At 37.5% G+C, this 22,883-nt stretch carries 22 protein-coding genes; 12 read left to right on the forward strand and 10 right to left on the reverse strand.

Translation table 11 applies throughout. The annotated features are described in order from the left end of the window. The first annotated feature begins 38 nt into the window (after positions 1 to 38). From ML462_RS06840 to mtaB, 3 genes are all read left to right on the forward strand, one after another. On the forward strand, positions 39 to 293 hold the full coding sequence (locus ML462_RS06840; protein WP_072552382.1) for a type B 50S ribosomal protein L31: 255 nt from the start codon (positions 39 to 41) through the stop codon (positions 291 to 293). A gap of 120 nt (positions 294 to 413) precedes the next feature. Beyond that, positions 414 to 1,583 carry a GlmU family protein gene (locus ML462_RS06845; RefSeq protein WP_240713532.1) on the forward strand — a complete coding sequence of 390 codons (1,170 nt, stop codon included), beginning with the start codon at positions 414 to 416 and terminating at the stop codon, positions 1,581 to 1,583. Between the two features lie 406 nt (positions 1,584 to 1,989). Continuing rightward, positions 1,990 to 3,321 carry a tRNA (N(6)-L-threonylcarbamoyladenosine(37)-C(2))-methylthiotransferase MtaB gene (mtaB, locus tag ML462_RS06850; protein WP_240713059.1) on the forward strand — a complete coding sequence of 444 codons (1,332 nt, stop codon included), beginning with the start codon at positions 1,990 to 1,992 and terminating at the stop codon, positions 3,319 to 3,321. On the opposite strand, the gene ML462_RS06855 is transcribed toward mtaB, so the two are convergent. Then, positions 3,318 to 3,614, reverse strand: a complete 297-nt coding sequence (locus ML462_RS06855) for a GNAT family N-acetyltransferase (RefSeq protein WP_240713060.1) — start codon at positions 3,612 to 3,614, stop codon at positions 3,318 to 3,320. The two genes, mtaB and ML462_RS06855, sit on opposite strands and share 4 nt — an antisense overlap. Positions 3,615 to 3,625: 11 nt before the next feature. Continuing rightward, complete coding sequence (locus ML462_RS06860) at positions 3,626 to 4,339, reverse strand: pirin family protein (RefSeq protein WP_240713062.1); 714 nt, start codon at positions 4,337 to 4,339, stop codon at positions 3,626 to 3,628. 101 nt (positions 4,340 to 4,440) lie between these two features. Here ML462_RS06860 and ML462_RS06865 point away from each other — a divergent pair, with 101 nt between their 5' ends. Continuing rightward, positions 4,441 to 5,151 carry an alpha/beta hydrolase family protein gene (locus tag ML462_RS06865; protein WP_240713064.1) on the forward strand — a complete coding sequence of 237 codons (711 nt, stop codon included), beginning with the start codon at positions 4,441 to 4,443 and terminating at the stop codon, positions 5,149 to 5,151. Between the two features lie 2 nt (positions 5,152 to 5,153). Continuing rightward, positions 5,154 to 6,113: a lytic transglycosylase domain-containing protein gene (locus tag ML462_RS06870; RefSeq protein ID WP_240713065.1), complete on the forward strand. Its 960-nt coding sequence runs from the start codon at positions 5,154 to 5,156 to the stop codon at positions 6,111 to 6,113. A 7-nt stretch (positions 6,114 to 6,120) separates the two neighbouring features. Here ML462_RS06870 and ML462_RS06875 read toward each other — a convergent pair whose 3' ends face one another. Together ML462_RS06875 and ML462_RS06880 are read right to left on the reverse strand one after the other, a co-directional pair. Beyond that, positions 6,121 to 6,822: a TlpA family protein disulfide reductase gene (locus tag ML462_RS06875; RefSeq protein ID WP_240713067.1), complete on the reverse strand. Its 702-nt coding sequence runs from the start codon at positions 6,820 to 6,822 to the stop codon at positions 6,121 to 6,123. A gap of 123 nt (positions 6,823 to 6,945) precedes the next feature. After that, a complete protein-coding gene (locus ML462_RS06880; RefSeq protein WP_240713068.1) occupies positions 6,946 to 7,461 on the reverse strand; it encodes a tetratricopeptide repeat protein in 516 nt (171 codons plus the stop codon). Positions 7,462 to 7,611: 150 nt separating this feature from the next. Here ML462_RS06880 and rpmH point away from each other — a divergent pair, with 150 nt between their 5' ends. The 3 genes from rpmH to ML462_RS06895 all read left to right on the forward strand — a co-directional run bounded on the left by rpmH (position 7,612) and on the right by ML462_RS06895 (position 11,202). Then, on the forward strand, positions 7,612 to 7,770 hold the full coding sequence (gene rpmH, locus ML462_RS06885; protein ID WP_011708966.1) for a 50S ribosomal protein L34: 159 nt from the start codon (positions 7,612 to 7,614) through the stop codon (positions 7,768 to 7,770). Between the two features lie 116 nt (positions 7,771 to 7,886). Next, positions 7,887 to 10,739: a carbamoyl-phosphate synthase large subunit gene (carB, locus tag ML462_RS06890; protein ID WP_240713074.1), complete on the forward strand. Its 2,853-nt coding sequence runs from the start codon at positions 7,887 to 7,889 to the stop codon at positions 10,737 to 10,739. Between the two features lie 64 nt (positions 10,740 to 10,803). Further along, positions 10,804 to 11,202 (forward strand): DUF423 domain-containing protein, encoded by a 399-nt coding sequence (locus tag ML462_RS06895; RefSeq protein WP_240713075.1) that lies wholly within the window; start codon positions 10,804 to 10,806, stop codon positions 11,200 to 11,202. A gap of 10 nt (positions 11,203 to 11,212) precedes the next feature. Here the strand turns inward: ML462_RS06895 and ML462_RS06900 are convergent, their stop codons facing one another. The 6 genes from ML462_RS06900 to ML462_RS06925 form a co-directional block, all read right to left on the reverse strand. After that, entirely contained in the window at positions 11,213 to 12,166 is a 954-nt protein-coding gene (locus ML462_RS06900; protein ID WP_240713076.1) for a bile acid:sodium symporter, read from the reverse strand. After that, a complete protein-coding gene (locus ML462_RS06905; RefSeq protein WP_240713077.1) occupies positions 12,163 to 12,714 on the reverse strand; it encodes an acyl-CoA thioesterase in 552 nt (183 codons plus the stop codon). The genes ML462_RS06900 and ML462_RS06905 overlap by 4 nt, the downstream gene beginning before the upstream one ends. Positions 12,715 to 12,716: 2 nt before the next feature. Beyond that, entirely contained in the window at positions 12,717 to 13,082 is a 366-nt protein-coding gene (locus tag ML462_RS06910; protein ID WP_240713078.1) for a 6-phosphogluconate dehydrogenase, read from the reverse strand. A 1-nt stretch (position 13,083) separates the two neighbouring features. After that, a complete protein-coding gene (locus ML462_RS06915; protein ID WP_240713079.1) occupies positions 13,084 to 14,223 on the reverse strand; it encodes a serine hydrolase domain-containing protein in 1,140 nt (379 codons plus the stop codon). Continuing rightward, positions 14,220 to 15,656 carry a DNA recombination protein RmuC gene (locus ML462_RS06920; protein WP_240713080.1) on the reverse strand — a complete coding sequence of 479 codons (1,437 nt, stop codon included), beginning with the start codon at positions 15,654 to 15,656 and terminating at the stop codon, positions 14,220 to 14,222. Before ML462_RS06920 ends, ML462_RS06915 begins: the two co-directional genes overlap by 4 nt. A 122-nt stretch (positions 15,657 to 15,778) precedes the next feature. Beyond that, on the reverse strand, positions 15,779 to 16,756 hold the full coding sequence (locus ML462_RS06925) for an endo alpha-1,4 polygalactosaminidase (protein ID WP_240713081.1): 978 nt from the start codon (positions 16,754 to 16,756) through the stop codon (positions 15,779 to 15,781). Between the two features lie 173 nt (positions 16,757 to 16,929). On the opposite strand from ML462_RS06925, the gene pelF reads away from it, so the two are divergent. From pelF to ML462_RS06945, 4 genes are read left to right on the forward strand one after another with little or no spacing between them, the layout of a single operon-like run. After that, positions 16,930 to 18,453, forward strand: a complete 1,524-nt coding sequence (pelF, locus tag ML462_RS06930) for a GT4 family glycosyltransferase PelF (protein ID WP_240713082.1) — start codon at positions 16,930 to 16,932, stop codon at positions 18,451 to 18,453. Positions 18,454 to 18,456: 3 nt separating this feature from the next. After that, positions 18,457 to 20,070 (forward strand): exopolysaccharide Pel transporter PelG, encoded by a 1,614-nt coding sequence (locus tag ML462_RS06935; protein ID WP_240713083.1) that lies wholly within the window; start codon positions 18,457 to 18,459, stop codon positions 20,068 to 20,070. After that, positions 20,057 to 20,869, forward strand: coding sequence for an endo alpha-1,4 polygalactosaminidase (locus tag ML462_RS06940; protein ID WP_240713084.1), 813 nt, complete (start codon positions 20,057 to 20,059; stop codon positions 20,867 to 20,869). Before ML462_RS06935 ends, ML462_RS06940 begins: the two co-directional genes overlap by 14 nt. A 7-nt stretch (positions 20,870 to 20,876) precedes the next feature. Continuing rightward, positions 20,877 to 22,865, forward strand: a complete 1,989-nt coding sequence (locus ML462_RS06945; protein WP_240713085.1) for a hypothetical protein — start codon at positions 20,877 to 20,879, stop codon at positions 22,863 to 22,865. Positions 22,866 to 22,883 lie beyond the last annotated feature (18 nt).

Raw genomic sequence — 22,883 nt, forward strand, 5'->3', positions numbered from 1 at the left:
ACTTAAATTTGCACCTCGAAAATTAAAAGATCAAAGCGATGAAGCAGGGAATCCATCCGGAAAATTATAGACTGGTAGCTTTTAAAGATATGTCCAACGAAGATGTATTTATTACAAAGTCTACAGCAAAGACAAAAGAAACTATTGAAGTTGACGGAACTGAGTACCCGTTGGTAAAACTGGAGATTTCCAGAACTTCTCACCCATATTACACAGGTCAGACTAAGCTTGTGGATAGTGCAGGTAGAATTGATAAGTTTAAGAACAAATACGCAAAATTCAAGAAGAAGTAATTTTTTCTGTTTTTACAAAATATATAAAGCCGCGTAATAGCGGCTTTTTTTTGTTAGGGATTCTCTAAATTCCTTTTATGTTGAATAGGAACTATTACTTTTGAAAAAATTTCAAAAATGATGAATTATATTCTTTTTGATGGTGAAACCAGAAAAGATCTTCTCCCCTTAACCTTTACCCGTCCCGTTGCAGACATTAGAATTGGGATTAATACCATCCGGGAAAAGTGGGAAATGTTATTATCAGAAAAGACTTTTACCAAAACTGAAGACTATCTAAGGGCTAAATGGCCATTAAGACTTACTGAAAAGAATATTTTCATTAATTCCTCCTTTATACCTACTCAAAACCTGGTTAAACAGCTGGAAATAATTAAGCCAGGTCAAAAGATTGTTCACGAGAATATCCTTGTTGCTTATTTTCACGGTGAAGAGGAGCCTGAAATCAATAATCTCGAGACAGTTATTTTTGAAGGAGATTTATTAAAAGTTTCAAATACCTGGGATATTTTTTCTAAGAATGGGGAAGCTATACATCTGGATTTTGATCTGGTTACTGCAGATCGCGAATCCCAAAAGATCCCTGATTCAAATTTCGTAAAGTCAGGTGAAAACATTTTTATCGAGGAAGGCGCTTCTGTAGAGAATTGTTCGTTAAATGCTTCTTCAGGTCCTATTTATATTGGAAAAAATGCGACCATTATGGAAGGTTCTCTTATTAGAGGTCCTTTTGCGATCTGTGAGGGCGCTACTGTTAAAATGGGGGCAAAGATTTATGGACCTACAACTATTGGTCCTTATTGCAAAGTTGGAGGAGAAGTGAATAATTCTGTCTTGTTTCAGAATAGCAATAAAGGTCATGAAGGTTTCCTGGGTAATTCCGTGCTAGGTGAATGGTGTAATATTGGGGCTGACACAAATAACTCCAATCTTAAGAATAACTATGCTGAAGTTAAGCTATGGAACTATAACACCGAAAATTTCGCCAGAACCGGATTGCAGTTTTGTGGGTTAATAATGGGGGACCACAGTAAATGCGGTATAAATACTATGTTCAACACCGGAACTGTTGTTGGAGTTAGTGCGAATATATTCGGAACTGGATTTCCCCGAAATTTTATCCCGGGATTCAGCTGGGGCGGAAGTGCAGGAACCACTACCTATAAGCTTGAAAAAGCATTGGAAACGGCAGAGATCGTCATGAGTCGGAGAAATGTAGAACTAACCCAGGAAGACAGAGATATCTTTAAAAATGTATTTGATTATTCTGCTAAATGGAGAAGAGCTTAGGTTTAAAAGATAATCAATAATGCTATACAGATAAAAAGGAGTAAAAGTATGAAGATCAAGGTTCTTGAATTTCTTCTTTTGTGTGATTCAATAATGTTCAATCTCAAGTGCTCAAGATCTTCTTCAGTAATTCTACTTCTTTCTATAATTCGAAGTGGCCGGGTACTTGAATCGTTTAAAACAGCATCTTCAGTATTTTTTACCTGATTAATATTGGCTCGGTTCGAGTTGCCAAAATTCATAATGAATCTATTCTAAAAAGAGTTGGAATATACGAAAAAGAGTTTGATTAATACTTAATATTCACATTCTCTTTACATTACAATCTAATTCGCATTTTACAGAAACATTTTAAGTTGGTATCTTTGCAGCCCGTTTTACGGGATTCGATTTTAAATGAGGGATTATGAGCACTAAAAAAGTGGCATTTTACACATTGGGCTGTAAGCTCAATTTTTCTGAAACATCTACCATAGCAAGGTCTTTTGAGAATGAAGGTTTTGAAAGGGTTGACTTTTCAGAAAAGGCAGATATTTATGTGATTAACACCTGTTCTGTTACCGAAAATGCCGATAAGCGTTTTAAAACCATCGTTAAGCAGTCGCAAAATGCAAACGACGAGGCTTTTCTTATTGCAGTGGGATGTTATGCTCAATTGAAGCCAGAAGAACTGGCAGCGGTAGACGGAGTGGATCTTGTTCTGGGAGCCACTGAAAAATTTAAGATCACTGATTACCTGAACGACCTAACTAAAAATGACCTTGGCGAAGTGCATTCCTGCGAGATTAACGAAGCCGATTTTTATGTAGGATCATATTCCATAGGTGACCGCACCCGGGCCTTTCTAAAAGTTCAGGATGGGTGCGATTATAAATGTACATATTGTACTATTCCCCTGGCTAGAGGTATTTCCAGAAGTGATAAGTTGGAAAACGTTCTTAAGAATGCTTCTGAGATTTCGCAACAAGGGATCAAAGAGATCGTACTTACAGGCGTGAATATCGGGGATTATGGAAAGGGTGAATTCGGAAATAAAAAGCATGAACATACCTTCCTGGACTTAGTGAAGGCATTAGATGAAGTGGAGGGGATCGAGCGCTTAAGAATTTCATCTATAGAGCCGAATTTGCTCAAGAATGAAACTATAGATTTTGTTTCGAAAAGCAGAACTTTTGTACCTCATTTTCATATTCCACTTCAGAGTGGTAGTGATGCGATACTGAAGTTAATGCGAAGAAGGTACATGAGTGATCTGTATGTAGATCGCGTAAAGCAAATCAGGCAGGTAATGCCTAATGCATGTATTGGAGTAGATGTTATTGTAGGTTTTCCTGGTGAAACAGATGAGTATTTTCTTGAAACCTATAACTTCCTTAATGAACTCGATATTTCATATCTGCATGTGTTTACTTTTTCAGAAAGAGATAATACACCGGCTGCAGAAATGGACGGCGTTGTGCCAGTCAAAGTACGTAAGAAAAGAAGTAAAATGTTACGCGGTCTGTCTGCAAAGAAAAGACGCGCTTTTTACGAAAGTCAGTTAGGGAATACTTTAACTGTGCTTTTTGAAGGGGAAAATAAGGAAGGGTATATTCATGGATTCACCGAAAACTATGTGAAAGTTAAGGCTCCCTGGAATCCTGGAAAAGTGAATACACTTCAGAAAATTAGACTTACTGAAATTGACGAAGATGGATTGGTTCGATTTGATGAGTTGCCTGAGGCAGTAGCGGTTTAAATGTTTATTCCCACTGGGAGAAGGTCCTTGTATTTCCTTCGGTTTCTTCTAATAAAACCTGCTATTTCAGGACTTGTTGGAACTACTCTTGTATTCCTTTCCTTTATTTCAGCTAATACAGCAACTATAAAATCTTCCTGCCTGTCTTCGGAGCCATCGGGCATAATTAATTTTGTTAGGAAAATCTTTCTCTCTTGCTGTGAATATTCTATCGTTGCAAGTTCGCCATCTATTTGAGTTTCAAACTGTCTCAAAAATTCATTGTCAGTTATTTCTAAATCTTCCTTGCTCATTAGTTTTTATTTTAATTCATCGGTACTTCGATAAGAAGCACTTTTGAAGGTTTATTGAACTTAAGAGATATTTTATCAGTATTCCAAATCCCTACCGCATCACGCTTATTTAAAGTGGAATTTTCCACATCTGCCTCTCCATCTATCAGAAAAACATATACCCCATGTTCTTTATTCTTCAACTTGTATTCAATTTTCCTGCCATCCTGGAAATCACCCAGATATAAATAAGCATTTTGATTGATATACATGGAATTTTCACCCTGATCTGTTTTAGGACTTACAATGTTGATCAAGTCCTCTTTTTTCAGTAATTCTGAAAAATCCTTCTGGTCATATCTTGGATCAAGATCTTTAGCTTCCGGAAAGATCCAGATTTGCAACATGTTCAATTCTTCATTGGACGAATTGAATTCACTATGTTCCACGCCGGTTCCAGCACTCATTACCTGTACTTCACCGGCTTTGATCACCTCTGTATGTCCCATAGAGTCTTTGTGTCTTATCTCTCCCTTTAACGGAATAGATATTATCTCCATGTCTTTATGCGGATGGGTTCCAAAGCCCATTCCAGATTGAACAAAATCATCGTTCAAGACTCTTAAAAGTCCAAACTGAACTTTTCCGGGATCATAAAAGTTTGCAAAGCTGAAAGAATAATTAGCATTTAGCCAACCGTAATTAGCCGTACCCCGCTTATTTGCAGGATGTAATTTTTTTTCCATTTTTTATGGGTTGGTAAATTTGAAAGTCAAGTATATTGCAGTAATTTTGATTGTTAAATTTACGATTTAAAGCCAGTAATCATTGTTATATACATGTTAAAATGAAACAGGAAGATGAACGTATTCATGTGTATTTTATGCCGGGAATGGCAGCCGATCAGGCTATTTTTCAGAATATTTTACTTCCAGGTGAAAAATTCGATGTTCATTTTCTAAAATGGGAGCTTCCCGATATTGGTGAAACCCTGGAAGATTATGCGAAAAGAATGCTTAAGGAGATAAAGCATGAAAAACCTGTTTTAATTGGAGTCTCTTTTGGCGGGGTAATTGTGCAGGAAATGGCGAAGCATGTTGATTTAAAAAGACTCATCATAATTTCGAGTGTTAAATGTACCGATGAGTTGCCACCGCATATGAAATTTGCTTCAAAAACAGGCTTGTTCAGATTGATACCTACGGGACTGGCAGATTATGTAGATTATTTTGAAAAAGTTGCGGTTGGAGATTTTTTAAAAACGCGTGCAAAGCTTTATAAGCAATATATTTCCATAACCGATAAGAATTACCTTAACTGGGCGATCAGGAATATGGTAAACTGGAAGTGTAGTAAACCAGATGAAAATGTGATACATATTCATGGAGATAAGGATGAGGTATTTCCAGTAAAATATATCAACGGAGCGATAAAGATTAGGGGCGGTACCCATATCATGATCATAAATCGCTTTAAATGGTTTAACGAACACCTGCCAGATTTGATTGAATACGGAAGATTAAAAAAGAAAGGAAAAGTAAATAAGTTAATTAAGTAGCTATGAAAATTTTAAAGAATGCATTATTGATTGTTGGATTATTTACGATTTGTGCTGTAAGTATTAATGCAGTTCAACAGGAAGACGGGGGAGGATCTACTGGAAATAATGCCGAAGCGGTTAAAAAAACCGATAAAAGTGTGGCTGAGGCTTATAAAATCAAAGCTTTACCAATGCCTGAAAATTTAGATTTTGCCGGGGAGGCCGTTCCATTGGAAGATCCAGATATTTTTGAACGTATGGACCGGGAACTACTTGTGAATACTTACTGGCAATCCAATGCCTTGCTTCTTATGAAGCGTGCGAACAAATATTTTCCAGTAATTGAGCCAATACTGAAAGAAGAAGGAGTTCCAGATGATTTTAAATATCTGGCAGTAATAGAGAGCGGACTTACCCAGGCGGTATCACCGGCTCGAGCCGTAGGATTCTGGCAAATTATGGAAGGTACAGGTAAGGATTATGGGTTAGAGATAAATGCTAATGTAGATGAAAGATACCATATAGAAAAGTCAACCCGGGTTGCAGCAGACTACCTGAAAAAAGCCAAAGAAAGGTTTGGTTCATGGACCCTTGCTGCCGCATCATATAATGCTGGTCAATACGGAGTAGATAAACAGCTAGAAAGGCAGAAGGTTGATGATTATTATGATTTGTTGTTGGGTGAAGAAACAGGAAGATATGTTTTCAGGATCCTTGCCCTTAAGGAGATCATGAACAACCCTGAGAAGTATGGTTTCAATTTTACTGAATCTGATCTATACCAGCACATTCCGGTAGAAAAGGTTAAAGTAGATACAGTGGTTAAAGACTTTCCAGATTTCGCTGAGAAATTTGGAATCAATTATAAGATCCTGAAAGTTCACAACCCCTGGTTAAGAGATGATCACCTTAAAAATGCTTCAAGAAAAGTTTACTTCATAGATATTCCTGAAAAAGGTTATTATCCTGAAGTTAATTAATTAGAACTTATTCAACCTGTACGTTATCTGCGTAAATTTCTTCGTAGGTGTTTGTCAGGTTTTTTGAAATAGATGTTTCAAGTGCGATATAGTTTTCGCGGAACGCGGTTTCCTCTTCTGTTTGAAGGGGAGGGAACACGCTTCTTCTTATATCCATGATCTTCTTGTCTTCTGAAAGAAGGAAGCAAGTTGGAAGCCCAAGCGAATGCTTTAGTTGTCTAACTACGTAGGCTCCATTATTCTGCCTTTCATCTACATAAACGATTGAAATATCTGAGGAAAACTTTTCTGCGAGTTCCTTTACCTTTTTATGTTCATCCCAGAACAGTACTACAAAATCCACTTTACCTTTATACTCCTTGGCCAGTTCATTTAACGCGGGGATTTCACCTTTACTGGGAATACACCAGGAAGCATAGGTTATAAGAAATACCGGATTTTCGTAATTATAAAGGCTTACTTCCTTCTTTCTTAGGTTTTGAAATTTGAAGTTGTCCATATAGGCACCTTCCAAATGATTACTTGTAAAATTTTCAAAAAGCTCCTTGGCTTTATCGAAATCGTTAAGGCGATAGGCTAGATCTGCTTTCTTGTTGTATTCGTCAAGATTATAGTATAATGCTTCTGTGAAGAAAGTTTTTTCCTGCAGTTCATCCTGAGAAAATACGTTGGGGCCGATAAGCAGAAAAACTAATAATAGTCTTTTCATGTAATTTTTGGGGCTGGTTTGGGTAAAAGTATATCAGCCTTTTCTTACAGGAAAAAATTATCGTTCAATTACCAAATTATTAGTTGAAGGATATTATTTTCATAAAATGTTAATAAAGGAGCTTTATATTTTCTTCATTTGCTCCTTCATCATTCTTATTTGATCGTTCATCATTCCGTGCTTGTCAAGCTTTTTGGCTTCATTGAGGAGAGTAGTAGCCTCTCTTTTACGGCGTTTGGTCATGGCGATACCGGCAAGGTTTAGTTTAGCCATTGCAAGGTCGTGATCCATGGAAAGTCCAAGTTTAAGTGCTCTTTTAAAGAATTTTTCAGCCTTGGTAATATTGGTTTGAGAAACCATAAGTCCGTGAAGGTACCAGTAATATCCCTGTTGTTTTTGAACCAGGGCTTTTTCAGGATCCTTGATCTTATCTAACCATTTCTTGGCTCCGGGAAAGTCTTGTTTTCTTAGCCTTAAAAAGGCGAGAAGGATCATTTCATTTTTAAAATACAGAAATATAAAGATACTCGATAGAAGTAAAAGGAAAATCCCATTTCCTATTTCACCTTCTATAAATTGCCAGATTGCTGTTGCTATGATAATCCCGGCCAGTGCTAATTTGATATTCTTATTGAACATGTTTATCTTGATTTTCCAGGCGGCAAAGGTAATAAAAACAATTAAAAATTATTTTAATTTACTATTTGCAGTACTTAAAAAGCTTTGTATATTTGCACGCAGTTTTAAAGACAGACAAAACGAATTTACAGAAGATAAAAGATATTCACAATGAAAAGAACGTTTCAACCATCTAAAAGGAAAAGAAAAAATAAGCACGGATTCAGGGAGCGTATGGCTAGTGCTAACGGAAGGAAAGTCCTTGCTCGAAGAAGAGCTAAAGGTAGAAAGAAATTATCTGTATCTTCTGAAAACAGACATAAACACTAATGAATCACGGTGTTCGAAATAAATAAGGTGTTACTTTTTTAGTAACGCCTTTTTTTATACCCAGACGCTTCTTAATTTTAGCAAATCACAACTTTACGCAAACACAACATTTTATCATGCCAAAAAACAAAGACATCAAGTGCGTTTTAATTATAGGTTCTGGACCAATTATTATAGGACAGGCCTGTGAATTCGATTATTCCGGAACTCAGTCATTAAGATCCCTGAAAGAAGAAGGAATAAAGACCATTCTTATTAATTCCAATCCTGCAACAATCATGACCGACCCGGCCATGGCCGATCATGTTTATTTAAAACCACTTACTACTAAATCTATAGTCGAGATCCTGAAAGAGCACCCAGAGATCGATGCTGTTCTTCCAACTATGGGAGGTCAAACTGCTTTGAACCTTGCAATCGAGGCAGACGAAAAAGGTATCTGGAGTGATTTTAATGTCAGGCTTATTGGTGTGGATATCGATGCCATTAATATTTGTGAAGACAGAGAACAGTTCAAGCAATTGATGGGAAGAATTGATATTCCTGTAGCGCCTGCGAAAACCGTGACCTCTTATCTTCAGGGGAAAGAAGTTGCCCAGGAATTCGGATATCCTTTAGTTATCAGGGCTTCCTTTACGCTTGGTGGTGGTGGAGCAGGATTTGTTCACCGCGCCGAGGATTTTGATGAAATGCTTACCTACGGTTTGGAAACTTCCCCAATTCATGAGGTTCTTATCGATAAAGCTCTTCTTGGCTGGAAGGAATATGAGGTTGAATTACTTCGTGACAGAAACGATAACGTAGTGATTATCTGTACGGTGGAAAATATGGACCCAATGGGAATCCATACGGGTGATTCTATTACGGTTGCTCCGGCCATGACACTTAGTGACAAGGCATTCCAGAGAATGAGGGATATGGCCATTAAAATGATGCGCAATATTGGTGATTTTGCGGGAGGTTGTAACGTTCAGTTTGCGGTAAGTCCAGATGAGAAAGAAGATATTTACGCGATCGAGATCAATCCTCGTGTATCCAGATCCTCTGCTCTAGCATCAAAAGCTACCGGTTACCCAATTGCTAAAATAGCAACCAAACTGGCTTTAGGTTACAATCTTGATGAGTTGGATAACCAGATCACTAAATCTACTTCAGCCTTATTCGAACCTTCGCTGGATTATGTGATCGTAAAAATCCCAAGATGGAATTTTGATAAATTCGAGGGTGCAGATCGCACTTTAGGTCTTCAGATGAAGTCTGTTGGGGAAGTGATGGGAATTGGAAGATCCTTCCAGGAAGCTTTACATAAAGCTACCCAGTCTCTCGAGATAAAGAGAAATGGACTTGGTGCCGATGGGAAAGGATATAAAGATTATGACCAGATCATCGATAAACTTACCAATCCTAGTTGGGACAGGGTATTCGTGATTTATGATGCTATTCAAATGGGAATTCCATTAAGTAGAATTCATGAGATCACTAAAATCGATATGTGGTTCCTTAAGCAGTACGAAGAACTTCATGCGCTTGAAAATGAAATTTCTACTTACGATATACATTCCCTTCCAAAAGACCTGCTTCTTGAGGCTAAACAAAAAGGTTTTGCCGACAGGCAGATAGCACATATGCTCGATTGCTGGGAAAGCGAGGTTTATAAGAAAAGAGTGGAGCTTGGTGTGAACAGGGTTTACAAACTTGTAGATACCTGTGCGGCTGAATTTAAGGCTGAAACTCCCTACTACTACTCAACTTTTGAAGAGGAGATCAGGACTAAAGAAGGAGAGATAACCATAGCTAATGAAAGTAAGGTTTCTGATAAGAAAAAAATAGTAGTTCTTGGATCTGGACCAAACAGGATTGGTCAGGGGATAGAATTTGATTACAGCTGTGTTCACGGTGTTCTTGCCGCGGCGGAATGTGGATATGAAACTGTAATGATCAACTGTAACCCGGAAACTGTTTCAACAGATTTCGACACGGCCGATAAACTATATTTCGAGCCCGTATTCTGGGAGCATATTTATGATATTATCAGGCATGAAAACCCGGAAGGGGTTATCGTTCAGCTTGGAGGTCAAACCGCTCTAAAACTGGCAGAGAAACTTGACCGATACGGAATCAAGATCATGGGAACAAGCTTTGAAGCACTTGATCTGGCTGAAGACAGAGGAAGCTTCTCTAAATTGCTTCAGGAGAATGATATTCCTTACCCTGATTTTGGTACCGCCGAAAATGCAGAAGAAGCACTTCAACTGGCAGATGAGCTTGATTTTCCTATTCTGGTAAGACCTTCATATGTTCTTGGTGGTCAGGGAATGAAGATCGTGATCAATAAAGACGAGCTAGAGGAGCATGTTGTGGATCTTCTAAGAAAGATACCAAACAATAAACTTCTTTTAGACCATTATCTTGATGGAGCTATCGAAGCGGAAGCCGACGCTATCTGTGATGGTGAAGATGTATATATAATTGGAATTATGGAGCACATTGAGCCTTGTGGAATTCATTCAGGAGACTCTAATGCCCTTCTTCCTCCATTTAACCTGGGAGACCTGGTAATGCAGCAAATTAAAGATCATACCAAGAAAATCGCTCTGGCATTGAATACTGTAGGGCTTATTAATATTCAGTTTGCGATCAAAGATGACAAAGTTTATATCATAGAGGCAAACCCTAGAGCTTCCAGAACAGTTCCATTTATCGCCAAGGCATATAAAGAACCATATGTTAACTATGCTACTAAGGTGATGTTGGGAGATAAAAAAATTAAGGATTTTAAGTTCGATCCTCAGCTGGAAGGTTACGCGATCAAACAACCTGTCTTCTCTTTTAACAAGTTCCAGAAGGTGAATAAACAACTTGGACCTGAAATGAAGAGTACAGGTGAAAGCATCCTTTTCATTGATAGCCTAAAAGATGATGAATTTTATGATCTTTACTCCAGAAGGAAGATGTACCTAAGCAAATAGAATCATACTAAAATCAAAAAGGTCATTTCATGAACGGGAATGACCTTTTTTTTATGCTTTAATTATGAAGGAATTGATATTGATATGTGGTGGGATTTTCGGAACTCTATCTTTAATATTCGGAGCATTCGGTGCTCATGCATTGAAAAAGACTTTTACTGAAGATCATTTGAATAGTTTCGAAACAGGTGTAAAATATCAGATGTATCACGCCGTAATATTGATCATTTGCGGGATCACTTTTCCATTCCTTAGTTCTCTGCAAATTTTTATGGGCTGGTGCTTTATAATTGGGATTCTCCTTTTTTCATTTAGTATCTACGGGCTTACCTGGAGTTCAGCAAGAGGAAAAAAGATTAAGATATTGGGCCCGGTAACACCTTTAGGTGGTCTATTTCTGATTATAGGATGGCTTCTACTTACCATTAACCTTGCTGAAATTGCGGTTTATCTGAATCCTTAATAGAACTGATCTATTCGATACCATTTCGCTTTTTATATTTCTCAGCAAACCAGGCTACCAGAATTAGCTGGGTTGAGTGATAAAGCATAATAGGGAGCAAAAGCAATCCGGAATTTGCCGCATTTCCGAATAAAACCCTTACCATCACAGAGCCATGAACAAGAGATTTTTTTGTTCCGCAGAATTGGGCGGCGATCTTGTCTTCCGTATTCAGGCCAGCAATTTTAGAAAAATAAGCCAATCCAAAAAAGACCAAGAAAAAAAGGACCACAACAATCAGGGACATTTTCAGCAGATCGCCAAGCTCTATAGATTCGATTAGGTCTGAAGTAAAAGATTTGCTAAAGCTGGAATATATGATCAGGATAATAGTGGTCTTGTCTAAAAGCCCTAATTGTCGCCCATATTTTCTGGCCAGGTCGCCAAAATACCTTTGGAAAAATAACCCTATAAGAAGGGGAAGGATGATCTGTAAGAACAACTTTTGAAGCACTATCAGAAAATCAAAATCGGCAGTTTTTTCCAGTACGAAACCAATCCATAACGGAGTAGCGACAATGCCTAAAAGGCCTGAAAGACTGGCGTTAAAGATAGCGGTGGGTAAATTTCCTTTTGCTAAAGCCACCATAACCACTGAAGATGACACTGTTGAAGGTAAGGTTCCTAGGAAAAATAGTGCGATCCATAAATCTGAGGTTAAGCCGTCTTCAAAAAATGGCAAACAGAGCAGGCAAAGCAATGGAAATATAATAAAGGTCGTTACCTGGATTATGATGTGAACCCTGTAGTTGATTACCCCGGCCTTAAATTCGGCTGGGGAAAGTTTTAATCCGTAAAAAAAGAATATCAGGCCAACACCAATATCGGTAATCGTTTTTAAAGGCAGGATGTCAATTCCCTGCGGAAGGAACCAGGCGATCGCAATTGCCAGGAAAATGGCAGCTATGAAACCATGAGATCTCAAGAATCCAGTTCTATTTTTGCTTTGTGATCTTCAAGGATATGCAGGTATTTTTCTGAAGAGAAATCGGTTTCATGGAATTCCTTGATCCTTTTCTTCTTCATGTTCTTTCTTTTAATGCTTTTTGCAAATCTTCGCACCTGGTTATCGGTCTTTAGGATAAGCCCTGGAACAGCTACAGAATCTCCTTTGTTATTCTTTGCCACCATAGTGAAATAAGATGAATTGCAATGCTTTTTATCTCCGGTTTGAATATTTTCAGCTTCAACCCTAATCCCGATCACCATAGAACTTCTCCCTACATAATTTACGGAAGCCTTCATGGTGACCAACTCACCAATTTCAATAGGTCTCAGGAAATCTACGGTGTCTACACTGGCGGTCACGCAGTAGGCTCCGGAATGTTTGGAAGCACAGGCAAATGCGATCTGGTCTAATAAAGAGAGGATGTAGCCTCCGTGAATCTTACCGTTGAAATTGGAATGGGAGGGAAGCATTAATTCTGAAATTACTACCTGGCTGTCTTTTACGGTCTTAAATTCTTTTTGCATAATTATTTTCTGAAATGCGGGCTTTGGGATAATTCCACTTCCTTGATAAAATACTTGGTATCTCCCCAGAAAAAGAAGGTTGTATATCTTTCAATATAGGTTAGTTTCACGTAATCACCCTCATATTCCTGTAAGTTCTTAACTACTTCGTCATCTTTGTCTAAAACCGAAAACTGAAAGATCTGGGCTCCACTTATTCCCTGGCTTATTTCACCTTCCCAGGTTTTAACGATCACTCCTTTATGACTGAATTTTATCAATTCACCGCTTCGGGTACCCTGGCTATATGGGACAAAGGAAACAAAAGCAAAGTATAAGAGCCATAAAACAACAATTCCGCCTAGTATATAGAATAAAGTTTTTTTCATTTTAAATAGATTTATAAATAAGGTTCATGAAATCTTCAAATTTAGATGGTTCAAGCCACCTGGTAACAATTACCATATTATTCTTTTGGTCAATAACGATGAAATTTCCTCCAAATCCTGCTGCATAAAAAATGCTCTCATCGATTTTTTCCATATGCCGGTCACCTTTTGCATTCAGCCACCACATATAACCATAATTTGAATTTGGCTTAGAAGGTTGGATAGCCTCGCTTATTAGATCTCCGGAAATTAATTCTCTATTCTCCCATTTTCCGTTATTCATAATTAGAAGTCCGAACCTGGCCATATCTTCGGTATTAATGAACATACCTCCGCCTGAATGTCCACCACCGCTAACAGATTGCATTTTTAAGCCATCTATGGTAGTCCAGGAATTTTCATACCCAAACCATCTCCAGCTTTGAGAAGCGCCAATAGGTTCCATAATTTCATTCTTCAGAATCTTTGGGAGGGGTTGCCGGAAGACATTCAAAAGTGAGTAAGCCAGAACATTCACCCTTACATCGTTGTATTTGAAATGAGTACCGGGTTCATTTAAGTCTCTGGATCGCCATTCATCAATGGTTTTGTCCTGTGGAGGCCTGTCGGCCCAATCAAATCCACCCCAAAGCTGGCCACTCCAATCTGAATTTTGCTGAAGTAAATGTTGCCAGGTGATCTTTGAATTATGATTCCCTTCAAAAGTATCGTCCCAAACATAGTTCACAACAGGTTCATCAAAGCTGGTAATTAAATTTTTATCTCTGGCGAGCAGGGCAGTAGTAGAAAGAAAACTTTTGGTAACGCTGAAAGTCATGTCTACTCTTTTAGTATCACCCCATTTAGCGACCAGGTAACCGTCTTTCAAAATCATTCCGGCAGGTCCATCTCTTCTTTTGGTGGGACCAAGGATCTCATGAAAAGGTTCCTGTTGAAAACCTTTCAGGATAGCTTGCTTTAAATCTTTCGAGCCGGAGTATTCATTGCTTTTAGCAAAATCAACTGCTCTGGTAAGTTCCAGGTTGTATTCTGAAGCTTGTTTTTCCTTCCATTCTCCCGCAGCTGGAAAATATATTTCCTGAGCTGATAAAGAAAAAGAAATGAAAAATAATATGCTGTAGATTAAATAGCTTGATTTCATTTAGCGTTTAGGGTTTGATTGTCAGTTTGTTCACTAATTTCTTCTTCATGATCATTGTCATAGGCCCTTTCCAGCCAATTCTGGTTGATCTTTTGCTTTGGTGCAATTCCTAGTTCTTCAAGTTTATCTATATCCTTTATTAGATTCTGTTGTCCGGTTAATTTCTTCATGGCACCACTGTAGGCATTTTTCGTAGAGTCTATTCTATCTCCAACAGTTTTTAGATCATCAAGCAAAATCTTGAATTTATGATATAGACTGGCAGCGTGTTTAGCTATGGCAATAGCATTTTGCTGTTGTTTTTCATTGCTCCAAATAGTATCGATGGTTCTTAAGGTAGATAATAGGGTAGTAGGGCTTACCAGAAGAATGTTTTTCTGAAATGCTGTATAAAAAAAGCTGTTGTCTATGTTCTGCGCAAGGTACAGTGCTGGTTCAACAGGAATGAACATCAGCACGAAATCTGGTGATTTCATTTCGTGAAGGTCTTCATACTTCTTATTGCTCAATTGCACCACATGATTGTTCAGTGAGCGAATATGGTCTTTAAGGTAACGTTCCCTATCTTCCTTATCCTCTTCACTCATATATTTTTCATAAGCAATCAGGGAAACTTTGGAATCTATTACCATACGCCTTTCATTTGGGAGATGTATCACCACGTCTGGATATTGCCTGTTTCCGTCTTCATCTACATGAGATTCCTGGAGAAAATATTCCCTGTCTTTCTCCAGACCCGATTTTTCCAGGACCTTTTCTAGAATTAATTCACCCCAGTTACCCTGGGTTTTGCTTTCACCTTTCAGGGCTTTGGTAAGGTTGTTGGCTTCTTCACTAATCCTAATATTCTGTTCATGCAGGTTTCGAAGTTGCTCACCGAGTTCTGAATGACGACGAATAAAATTCTCGTTGTTATGATTAACCTTGTCCTCAAAAGATCTGATCTTCTCTTTTAACGGATCCAGGATATTCTCGATATTCTGTTTATTGAGATTGGTAAATTTCTCCGATTTCTTTTCAAGGATCCTGTTAGCTAGATTTTCAAATTCCTTGCTGAACTTTTCCTGTAATTTTTCAACCTCGGCTTTCTGCTCTTCATTTCTCTCCTTTAAATTATTAAATTGAGAATTTTTATGGGCTAATTGTAAACTAAGGTCTTCTTTTTCCTGCCGTATTCTTTCGCGGTCATATTCGATCTTTTCAATTTCAACTTTTGCCTCTTCTTTAAGTTGATGCATGTCAGTTTTAAAATCCTCTAAGTTTCTATCCATCTGAAATTTAAGTTCTTCTATGTGAAGGTATAGTTGATGGTTTTTTTCTTCCAGTCGCCCGGTCTCCGTTTTGGATTTTAATCCGGAAATTAGTTTCCCTATATAAATTCCAATACCTAAAGCAATAAAAAAAATAATGGAGATGATGAGGTAATCGTTCATTTGACCAGAGGTTTTCTCAAAGATACTTATTTAAGAATTGTGAGGAAGACAGCTTTAAGAAATTTGAATTTTCGAATTATTGAGAAATATTACAGCCTCAATTGTAGTTTAAGACCTGGTTACTATTCATTTTCGAAATACTCAAAGGCATCGATAATATCAAGGTATACACCGTCAAATCCTGCATTTTGAATTTTTCGCAAATATGAATTTTCAGATCTGTATATGATGTTTTTCCAATCTGTATGCCAGTATTTTACTTTATAATTACCTGCCCAGTTTGGATTCTCTTTGGTAAGCCAGGCTGGCGCGTAGGTTTCCCAGTTTTTCTGCCAGTAGAACCGGTACTCTTCGGCTTCACCTATAGACATATAGGCTATAACCAGGCGGGAACCACCATTTCCTTTTTTCTTTAGTGAAGCAATCTCTTCAGCAGAAAAAGCATCAAATCTCCCAAAAAAAGCATCGATGATCAAAAGGTCGTAATTGGTCTCAGCTAATTTATCTATGAGTTCTTCCTTTGATCTAAAATTCGAAAAATTCAACAGGTACAGAAAATTTCGCACTTCCTCTAGTTTTTGGATGTCCCTTGTGTTCTCCCTGAAAATCTTACTTTGTGGAATTTCATTCAATTCACGTTTTGCCACAAATGGGATGAAATCTTTGTTGCTATTCAAAAAATACGAGTGGGTAACGTTCTGGTCTGAAAATGCATAATCTATACTAAAAACGGGTTTTTTGATTTGCTTTATCAGGTTTAGATAATTAATTAAATAAGAATTCTCCTGATGCGGAGTAGGAAGGTCATCTTCTAAATAACCATAAAAAAGATCTTCCTGGGCTACGGCGCTAATTGCGTTAAGGTATGGGGTGGCCGTACCGGTTTTGTTTTTACCACTTTTTTGAATCAGTTCGATTCCGTTCTGAGGAATAATAATGAAATCAGAATTTTTAGATCTGGATTTCTTGGCAATATCTTTAACCAAATCTCTCATTTTCTGTCTATAGTCTTCATTTCCGGATCTTTTCTGTGCTCTGGTCCCGGATATAGAAAATAATAGAATGCAAATAAGAAGTAAACCTTGAAACGGCTTTGGCATAAAGCTATTAATTTTTGCCAAAGATAGTTTCTTCAGCATGATAATCGGTAAAAATTATCTCTATCCTTCTCGACAAAAGTTAAAACCATGCCTTCTAAAAGATTAAAAGGATAATTTTTTGGTAATAATTATTTGAAATTAAAGAATAAATATATTTTTGGAAAAAAACCTACATGCCCCAAACATCGGTTTTATTAATACTAGAAGGAACCTATCCTTTTAACGGAGGAGGTGTGTCTACCTGGGCTCACACTTTATGCAATAGGGTGAGCAATGCAGATTTTAAGTTGTATTCCATTAACGCTTCATTCGAGCAGAAACCTAAATACGAACTTAGTAAAAATATAAGTGAGGTGATACAGGTGCCGCTCTGGACCCCAGATGAACCCTACGACTATATCAGTTATGGGGAAGAATATTATAAAACAGTAGCGAAAAAAGAATGGACTACCTCAAAAATAGTTGAACAAAAGTTTGTTCCCCTTTTCAGGAGGCTGCTTAGTTTTATCTATAGTGACAACCAGGAGATCTCAGAATTGGATGAGATATTTTATGAGCTATGGCTTTATTTCGATGATTACGACTATAAAGAAACTATTAGGAATGAACAGGTTTGGATTGCTTACAGGGATACAGTATCGAAATTTATTGTAGGCGAGCGTAACCCTGATTCTTCCCTGATAGACCTTACCGTGGGACTTCGCTGGATTTACAGGTTTCTTATCCCTCTTGCAATAGTAGACCTTCCTAAGGTTGATGTAGCGCACCTAACCCTTAGTGGTTTCCCCGTGATTCCGGCCCTAATCGCGAATTATAAGTATGGGGCGAAAATTATCCTAACAGAACATGGCGTTTTTATTCGGGAACGTTTGCTTGCAATAAATAGTTCAGAATATCCTTTTTTCCTGAAGCAGTTGTTGATAAGATTTTCAGAAGCTGTTGCCAGACTCGTGTACCATAAATCTGAAATGATCATTTCGGTGAATAAGTTCAATCAGAAATGGGAAAAATGGTATGGTGCCGATCCTTCAAAATTTAAAACAATTTATAACGGCATAGATCCTGAGATTTTTAAGCCCGGCCCAAAACCAGCTCATTTAAAGAATATTCCAACGGTGGTAGCAGTGGCTCGTATTTTTGAGCTCAAGGATATTCTTACGATGATAAGATCCTGTGCAGTTGTAAAAAGGTCGATTCCAGATATCAGGTACATCGTATATGGAGATGATAAGGCAGTACCAGAGTATACTGAAACTTGTTTGAAACTAATAAATGAGTTAGGGCTTCAGGAGAATTTCAAGTTTATGGGTAACCGGAATAATCCGGAAGAACTGTTCCTGGAAGGAGATATTTCAATTTTAACATCTATATCTGAAGGTTTCCCGTATACAGTGATAGAATCTTTGGCTTGTGGAGTTCCGGTTGTTTCAACCGATGTTGGTGGAGTGAAAGAGGCACTGGACGAAAGCTGCGGATTTACCTGCAAGCCTAAGGACGCTGAGGAAATAGGTGAAAAGGTAGTTAAGCTTCTCCTGGATGAAACTCTGAGGAAAGAAATGGCCGTGAAAGGCCGTGAAAGGATTTTAAAGAATTTCACGATGAATAAATTCATCGCTGAGTATGAGGATATTTATGATAATCTGAAATATCCAACTAAAAAGCAGGATAAAAAAGAAGAAGCTGCAACCCTATATTAAAAAATGACCAAAGAACAGATAAAGGCTACTTCGAAACTCATTGTTTCTATAAAGGAACGAAATGGTAAACCTGTTAACGTTTATGTTGTTGCCGCAAATATTGAATCTTTCGGTATAAGAGAGGTAGATGTAAAACCTGATTATGGTTTTGATAGCATTCTTGATCTGGCACGTTTTGTATATAAGGCCTATGATGCTAAAGCCCTGGCCAATTTAAAGAATAATAATCAGCGTATCGCTGAAGCAAGGAATTATAAACGTCTGGCTATAAGCGATTATATTACCTCCAGGAATACTAAAAGATTCATTTTTGATTATGCCTCGGGACTGGTTCACCTTTTCCCGGTGGCAGTACAGATAATTGCTATAATTCTCTTCGGCTTCTCATTATGGACATTTTCTGAATTTAATAATCTTCAATCTACTGCGGTGGTGCTAGGAGTTATTTCGGGGTTTATCATTAGTGCGGGCTTCGTGCAAGTAATAGGTAAACAGGTTTCATATTACTGGTATAATGAAGATTTTCATATGGCCAAGTATTCCACCATAAAGATCATTAAGCGAGGCACTTTGACGATTCTTGGCTTTTTTCTGCTTTCCATGCTGGTGAATTTTATTTTACCACTATATCCGGCCTTATTTGTTGTGATCACTTTTAGTTACGCTATCCTGGTAGGTTTCCTGCTACTCGTCCTGGCACCGCTTTATGCTCTAAAGCAGCGCTGGATGATCTCTTTAAGCATCTTTCTAGGTACGGTATTGGCTTTAACACTACATTGGACTACAGATCTACATCCTTATTTTATTCATTCATCTGGCATACTGCTTTCCAGTTTGATTGTAATTACTTACATCTATGTATTTTTTAATTATAAACTCGAGAGAAATCCACATGTTAAGAAGAAACCGAAGGTGATGCTTTCTTTATACAGGAATTTCAATTATTTCCTTTATGGCTTTTTTATTTTCCTGTTCGTCTTTTTAGACAGGATCGTGGCGTGGTCTTCCACTTTGAACAGAGAGATTCCATATATAATTTATTATGAAAAAGATTATGAGATTGGGATGGATCTTGCGATCGTGATATTCTTTCTTTTAGGTGGGGTAATGGAATACGCCATTCATTCTTATATACGCCACATGGATTTTCATCAATTGGAAGTCAAATATTCAGAATATAAGGAATTCAACAGGAAAATGCTCAATATGTATTATAAGCATCTAAGGATATTTGCACTAAGCGCCTTCGGAATATTTTTCCTGCTTTATCTTATTATTACCAAACCCTGGGGTTATAGTTCTGGCTTCGAAGAGCAATTATCTCCACTCAGCATTAAAGTGTGCGTGATTGGGGGTATCGGGTATTTATTTTTCACTTTGGGAATGCTAAACGTGCTTTATCAATATACATTAGGAAAACACCGCAGGCCATTGCTCGCTATCATAATTGCTTTTTTGGTCAACTTCGTAATAGGCGTGCTCTTGAGTCGTTGGGTTTCCTATGAATACAGTGTGGTAGGTATGCTCGCGGGTTCACTGGTTTTTATGTTATTAACAACCAGGGAAACTTACCACTTCTTTAAAAATCTGGACTATTATTATTATGCATCTTATTAAGATCTTTATGTTGGTTTCTACTATAGGGCTGGGTAGTCTGCAGCTCAAATCTCAGTCTCTCACTGCTGAAAATAAAGTGTTGTTTGTTTATGGTGATTTTTATCCTGAAAAAGTTTCTGGCTATGACCTAATAGTCCTTGAAGGAGCACATTTCAGTTCAGATGATGTCTTAAAACTAAAGAAGCATAATGGAAAAGTTCTCAGCTATATAAGCTTAGGAGAGGTAAATGAATCTGCTGCTCATTACCCTGAATTAAAAGATAAAACCCTTGGAAAAAATGATATTTGGAATAGTTATATACTGGATATAGGTAACAGGGAAACTATCGATGCTCTTAAAGCTATTTTTGAGCATAATCTAAATAAAGGAATGGATGGGATGTTCCTTGATAATATCGATAATTACACGCAATTTGGACCTACACCTGAAAAGAAACAGGAGCTTATCAATTTCCTTAGTGATATCAAGCAAAAATATCCCGAGATCTATCTTTTACAAAATGCCGCTGTTCCCATAGTAGAAGAAACTTCGGCTTATATCGACGCCCTGGCGAAGGAAAGTGTAGTTACAAACTACGATTTTGCCAAAAAAAAATATGAGCTACGCTCCAACTCTGAATTTCAGAACATACTTTACGAACTTAAGAGTATGAATGAAAATTATGATATCCCTGTGATCCTTATCGAATATGCTGAGGACAGAAATATGCAAAATGAAATCCAGGGAAGATTAGATGAGATTAACTGGCCTGTTTTTATTGGAAAAATAGACCTGCAAACTATTCCTGAAAGAGACTGATTTTTATATGTTTTTAGATCCCTTTTTACTTAGCGGACCTTTAAGGATCATCTTGATCTTTGTATTATTAATTGTGCTTTACAGGGTAGCGGCAAGTAAGGTGCCGGCTCAAACAGCTTTGAATTTCCTTATTCCTAGCGTGGTGCTCATCTTCTCAGCCAGTGTACTTGGAGGTTTCTTTTTAATCCTTATTCAGGCTTTTGACCTTTTTGTAATTCTAACTATCATTCTGGGTATTGTCATTTTTGTTTTTATGGATATTAAGTTCCGAAAATCTATTAAAGAGCAACTGCAGAAAATTTATACCAGAAGTATTTTATATGTCGTGATAAAGCTGGAAAAACGGGAGAATTTTATAGATCGTGATAACTGGGAGAAACCTAAACTAAGAATGGATTCTGAGAACCTGAATGTCTTTAACAGGAACTGGCAGGTTTTTATCGGGTTAAGTTTACCGGTGATCACTTATCTCTCCAGAAGTTCCCTGTTCCAGTATGATACATCCACTTTATCCACAGCATGGTATCAAAAGCTTTCCCTTGTCAAGAACATCAGTCTAAATAATTGGTTTTTTAACTCCGGGGATATGATGGGTGATTACTTGCTTATAGATTTATATTCCAGGATTACGAATATTACAGAAGCTGTGGCTCTGCAGACATCCGGTTTACTGGAATCATCCTTGCTTTCTATAGTGATTTACTGGGTGGTATATAAAATATGTCGGAAACATGCTCCGGGGATTGTTGCAGGACTAAGCTTTAGTCTTCTATATGCTTTTCTACCTTTAAACATTGATCTTCTGGTAGAGCATAAGTCGATATTTGCCGCTATGATCCTTGCTCTTCCGGCTATGTTGTTCAGTATTTACCCTCAAACTTTTAGATTCAGAAAAAAGACCGCCAGCCTCGTTTTAATCATCCTGTTTTCGGCTATCCTTTTGTTGGATCTATTTGTTGGGCTGCTTATATGTTTTCCCTTCCTGGTTTTAATTTTTCTCTTTCGATTCTGGCGAAGAAAGAGGCAGATGATCATGGTAATAACTGCATATGCATTATCTGTATTGGGCCTCGGAATTATTTACGGGATCGCTGCCTGGTGGTTCCAGGAGGACTTTAGTGTTTTCATACGATCCAATCTGTTTTCTTATAATTCCTATACCTATAACCCAAAACTATTATATCCTCTCAAGGAGTTCATAGGTTATTATCAGTTTACAGGTCTAATTTTTTTAGGAATAAATATTCTAAAATTCATTCAGTATCCTAAGAATTTTAAAGCCAGTCTTATATTTTTAACATTTATCAATTTGCTGTTTCTGGCGTATCAATTAAACCTTTCTTTCGTAGATATGGATATGCTGAATGAGGTACTGTGTATTTTTATACCCGTTTTTTTTGGGATTATTTTCAATTTAAGCATCACCATTTTTTCCAGGTTAAGGTTGCACGGAAGGTTATTCACAAACCTGGAGATTGGAGCGGCTTTAATAATGATGGTAGGGCTCGTATATTTCACATTCCCAAAAGATGCTTCTTTTGAAAATGTGAATACAGCATTAGAAACTGAAGTTTTCAAAGCTTATGCTAAGATCCAGGATGAACATTTACCATATTCATATGCGGTGGTGAACTCTCTTCAAAATTCAACTTTTAGTAGTGGTAGCCACTATTTCTATAATTATAATTATTTCAATAATAAATATCTGGCTCAGGACAAGCTTTTTCAGGAGGTAAAACAGGACAGGAATTTTTTAAGGGCGAATCCTGAGGTAATTCCTCCGCAAAGTCTTTTTGTATTCGTTTACAACGGGGAACTTCAGGGTAGATCGCGTAATGGACTTCAACCGGAGGAACAGCAGGAAGTCAGGTCACGCCTGGAATTCTTGAAGAATAAAGGAAGGCAGGTCACACCATATTATCAAAGTGAGGTATTGGATGTCTATGTGATTGTTAATGAGCCCGGAACCAGTAAAATACAGGAGTTACTATTTTAATGAAACAATACTACCTTT

The organism is Christiangramia lutea (genome assembly GCF_022489035.1).
GTDB classification, from domain to species: domain Bacteria; phylum Bacteroidota; class Bacteroidia; order Flavobacteriales; family Flavobacteriaceae; genus Christiangramia; species Christiangramia lutea.

Coding starts and splice junctions, on each gene's coding strand:
- ML462_RS06840 (WP_072552382.1), top strand. CDS start 39: ATGAAGCAGGGAATCCATCCGGAAAATTATAGACTGGTAGCTTTTAAA.
- ML462_RS06845 (WP_240713532.1), top strand. CDS start 414: ATGAATTATATTCTTTTTGATGGTGAAACCAGAAAAGATCTTCTCCCC.
- mtaB (WP_240713059.1), top strand. CDS start 1,990: ATGAGCACTAAAAAAGTGGCATTTTACACATTGGGCTGTAAGCTCAAT.
- ML462_RS06855 (WP_240713060.1), bottom strand. CDS start 3,614: ATGAGCAAGGAAGATTTAGAAATAACTGACAATGAATTTTTGAGACAG.
- ML462_RS06860 (WP_240713062.1), bottom strand. CDS start 4,339: ATGGAAAAAAAATTACATCCTGCAAATAAGCGGGGTACGGCTAATTAC.
- ML462_RS06865 (WP_240713064.1), top strand. CDS start 4,441: ATGAAACAGGAAGATGAACGTATTCATGTGTATTTTATGCCGGGAATG.
- ML462_RS06870 (WP_240713065.1), top strand. CDS start 5,154: ATGAAAATTTTAAAGAATGCATTATTGATTGTTGGATTATTTACGATT.
- ML462_RS06875 (WP_240713067.1), bottom strand. CDS start 6,822: ATGAAAAGACTATTATTAGTTTTTCTGCTTATCGGCCCCAACGTATTT.
- ML462_RS06880 (WP_240713068.1), bottom strand. CDS start 7,461: ATGTTCAATAAGAATATCAAATTAGCACTGGCCGGGATTATCATAGCA.
- rpmH (WP_011708966.1), top strand. CDS start 7,612: ATGAAAAGAACGTTTCAACCATCTAAAAGGAAAAGAAAAAATAAGCAC.
- carB (WP_240713074.1), top strand. CDS start 7,887: ATGCCAAAAAACAAAGACATCAAGTGCGTTTTAATTATAGGTTCTGGA.
- ML462_RS06895 (WP_240713075.1), top strand. CDS start 10,804: ATGAAGGAATTGATATTGATATGTGGTGGGATTTTCGGAACTCTATCT.
- ML462_RS06905 (WP_240713077.1), bottom strand. CDS start 12,714: ATGCAAAAAGAATTTAAGACCGTAAAAGACAGCCAGGTAGTAATTTCA.
- ML462_RS06910 (WP_240713078.1), bottom strand. CDS start 13,082: ATGAAAAAAACTTTATTCTATATACTAGGCGGAATTGTTGTTTTATGG.
- ML462_RS06915 (WP_240713079.1), bottom strand. CDS start 14,223: ATGAAATCAAGCTATTTAATCTACAGCATATTATTTTTCATTTCTTTT.
- ML462_RS06920 (WP_240713080.1), bottom strand. CDS start 15,656: ATGAACGATTACCTCATCATCTCCATTATTTTTTTTATTGCTTTAGGT.
- ML462_RS06925 (WP_240713081.1), bottom strand. CDS start 16,756: ATGCCAAAGCCGTTTCAAGGTTTACTTCTTATTTGCATTCTATTATTT.
- pelF (WP_240713082.1), top strand. CDS start 16,930: ATGCCCCAAACATCGGTTTTATTAATACTAGAAGGAACCTATCCTTTT.
- ML462_RS06935 (WP_240713083.1), top strand. CDS start 18,457: ATGACCAAAGAACAGATAAAGGCTACTTCGAAACTCATTGTTTCTATA.
- ML462_RS06940 (WP_240713084.1), top strand. CDS start 20,057: ATGCATCTTATTAAGATCTTTATGTTGGTTTCTACTATAGGGCTGGGT.
- ML462_RS06945 (WP_240713085.1), top strand. CDS start 20,877: ATGTTTTTAGATCCCTTTTTACTTAGCGGACCTTTAAGGATCATCTTG.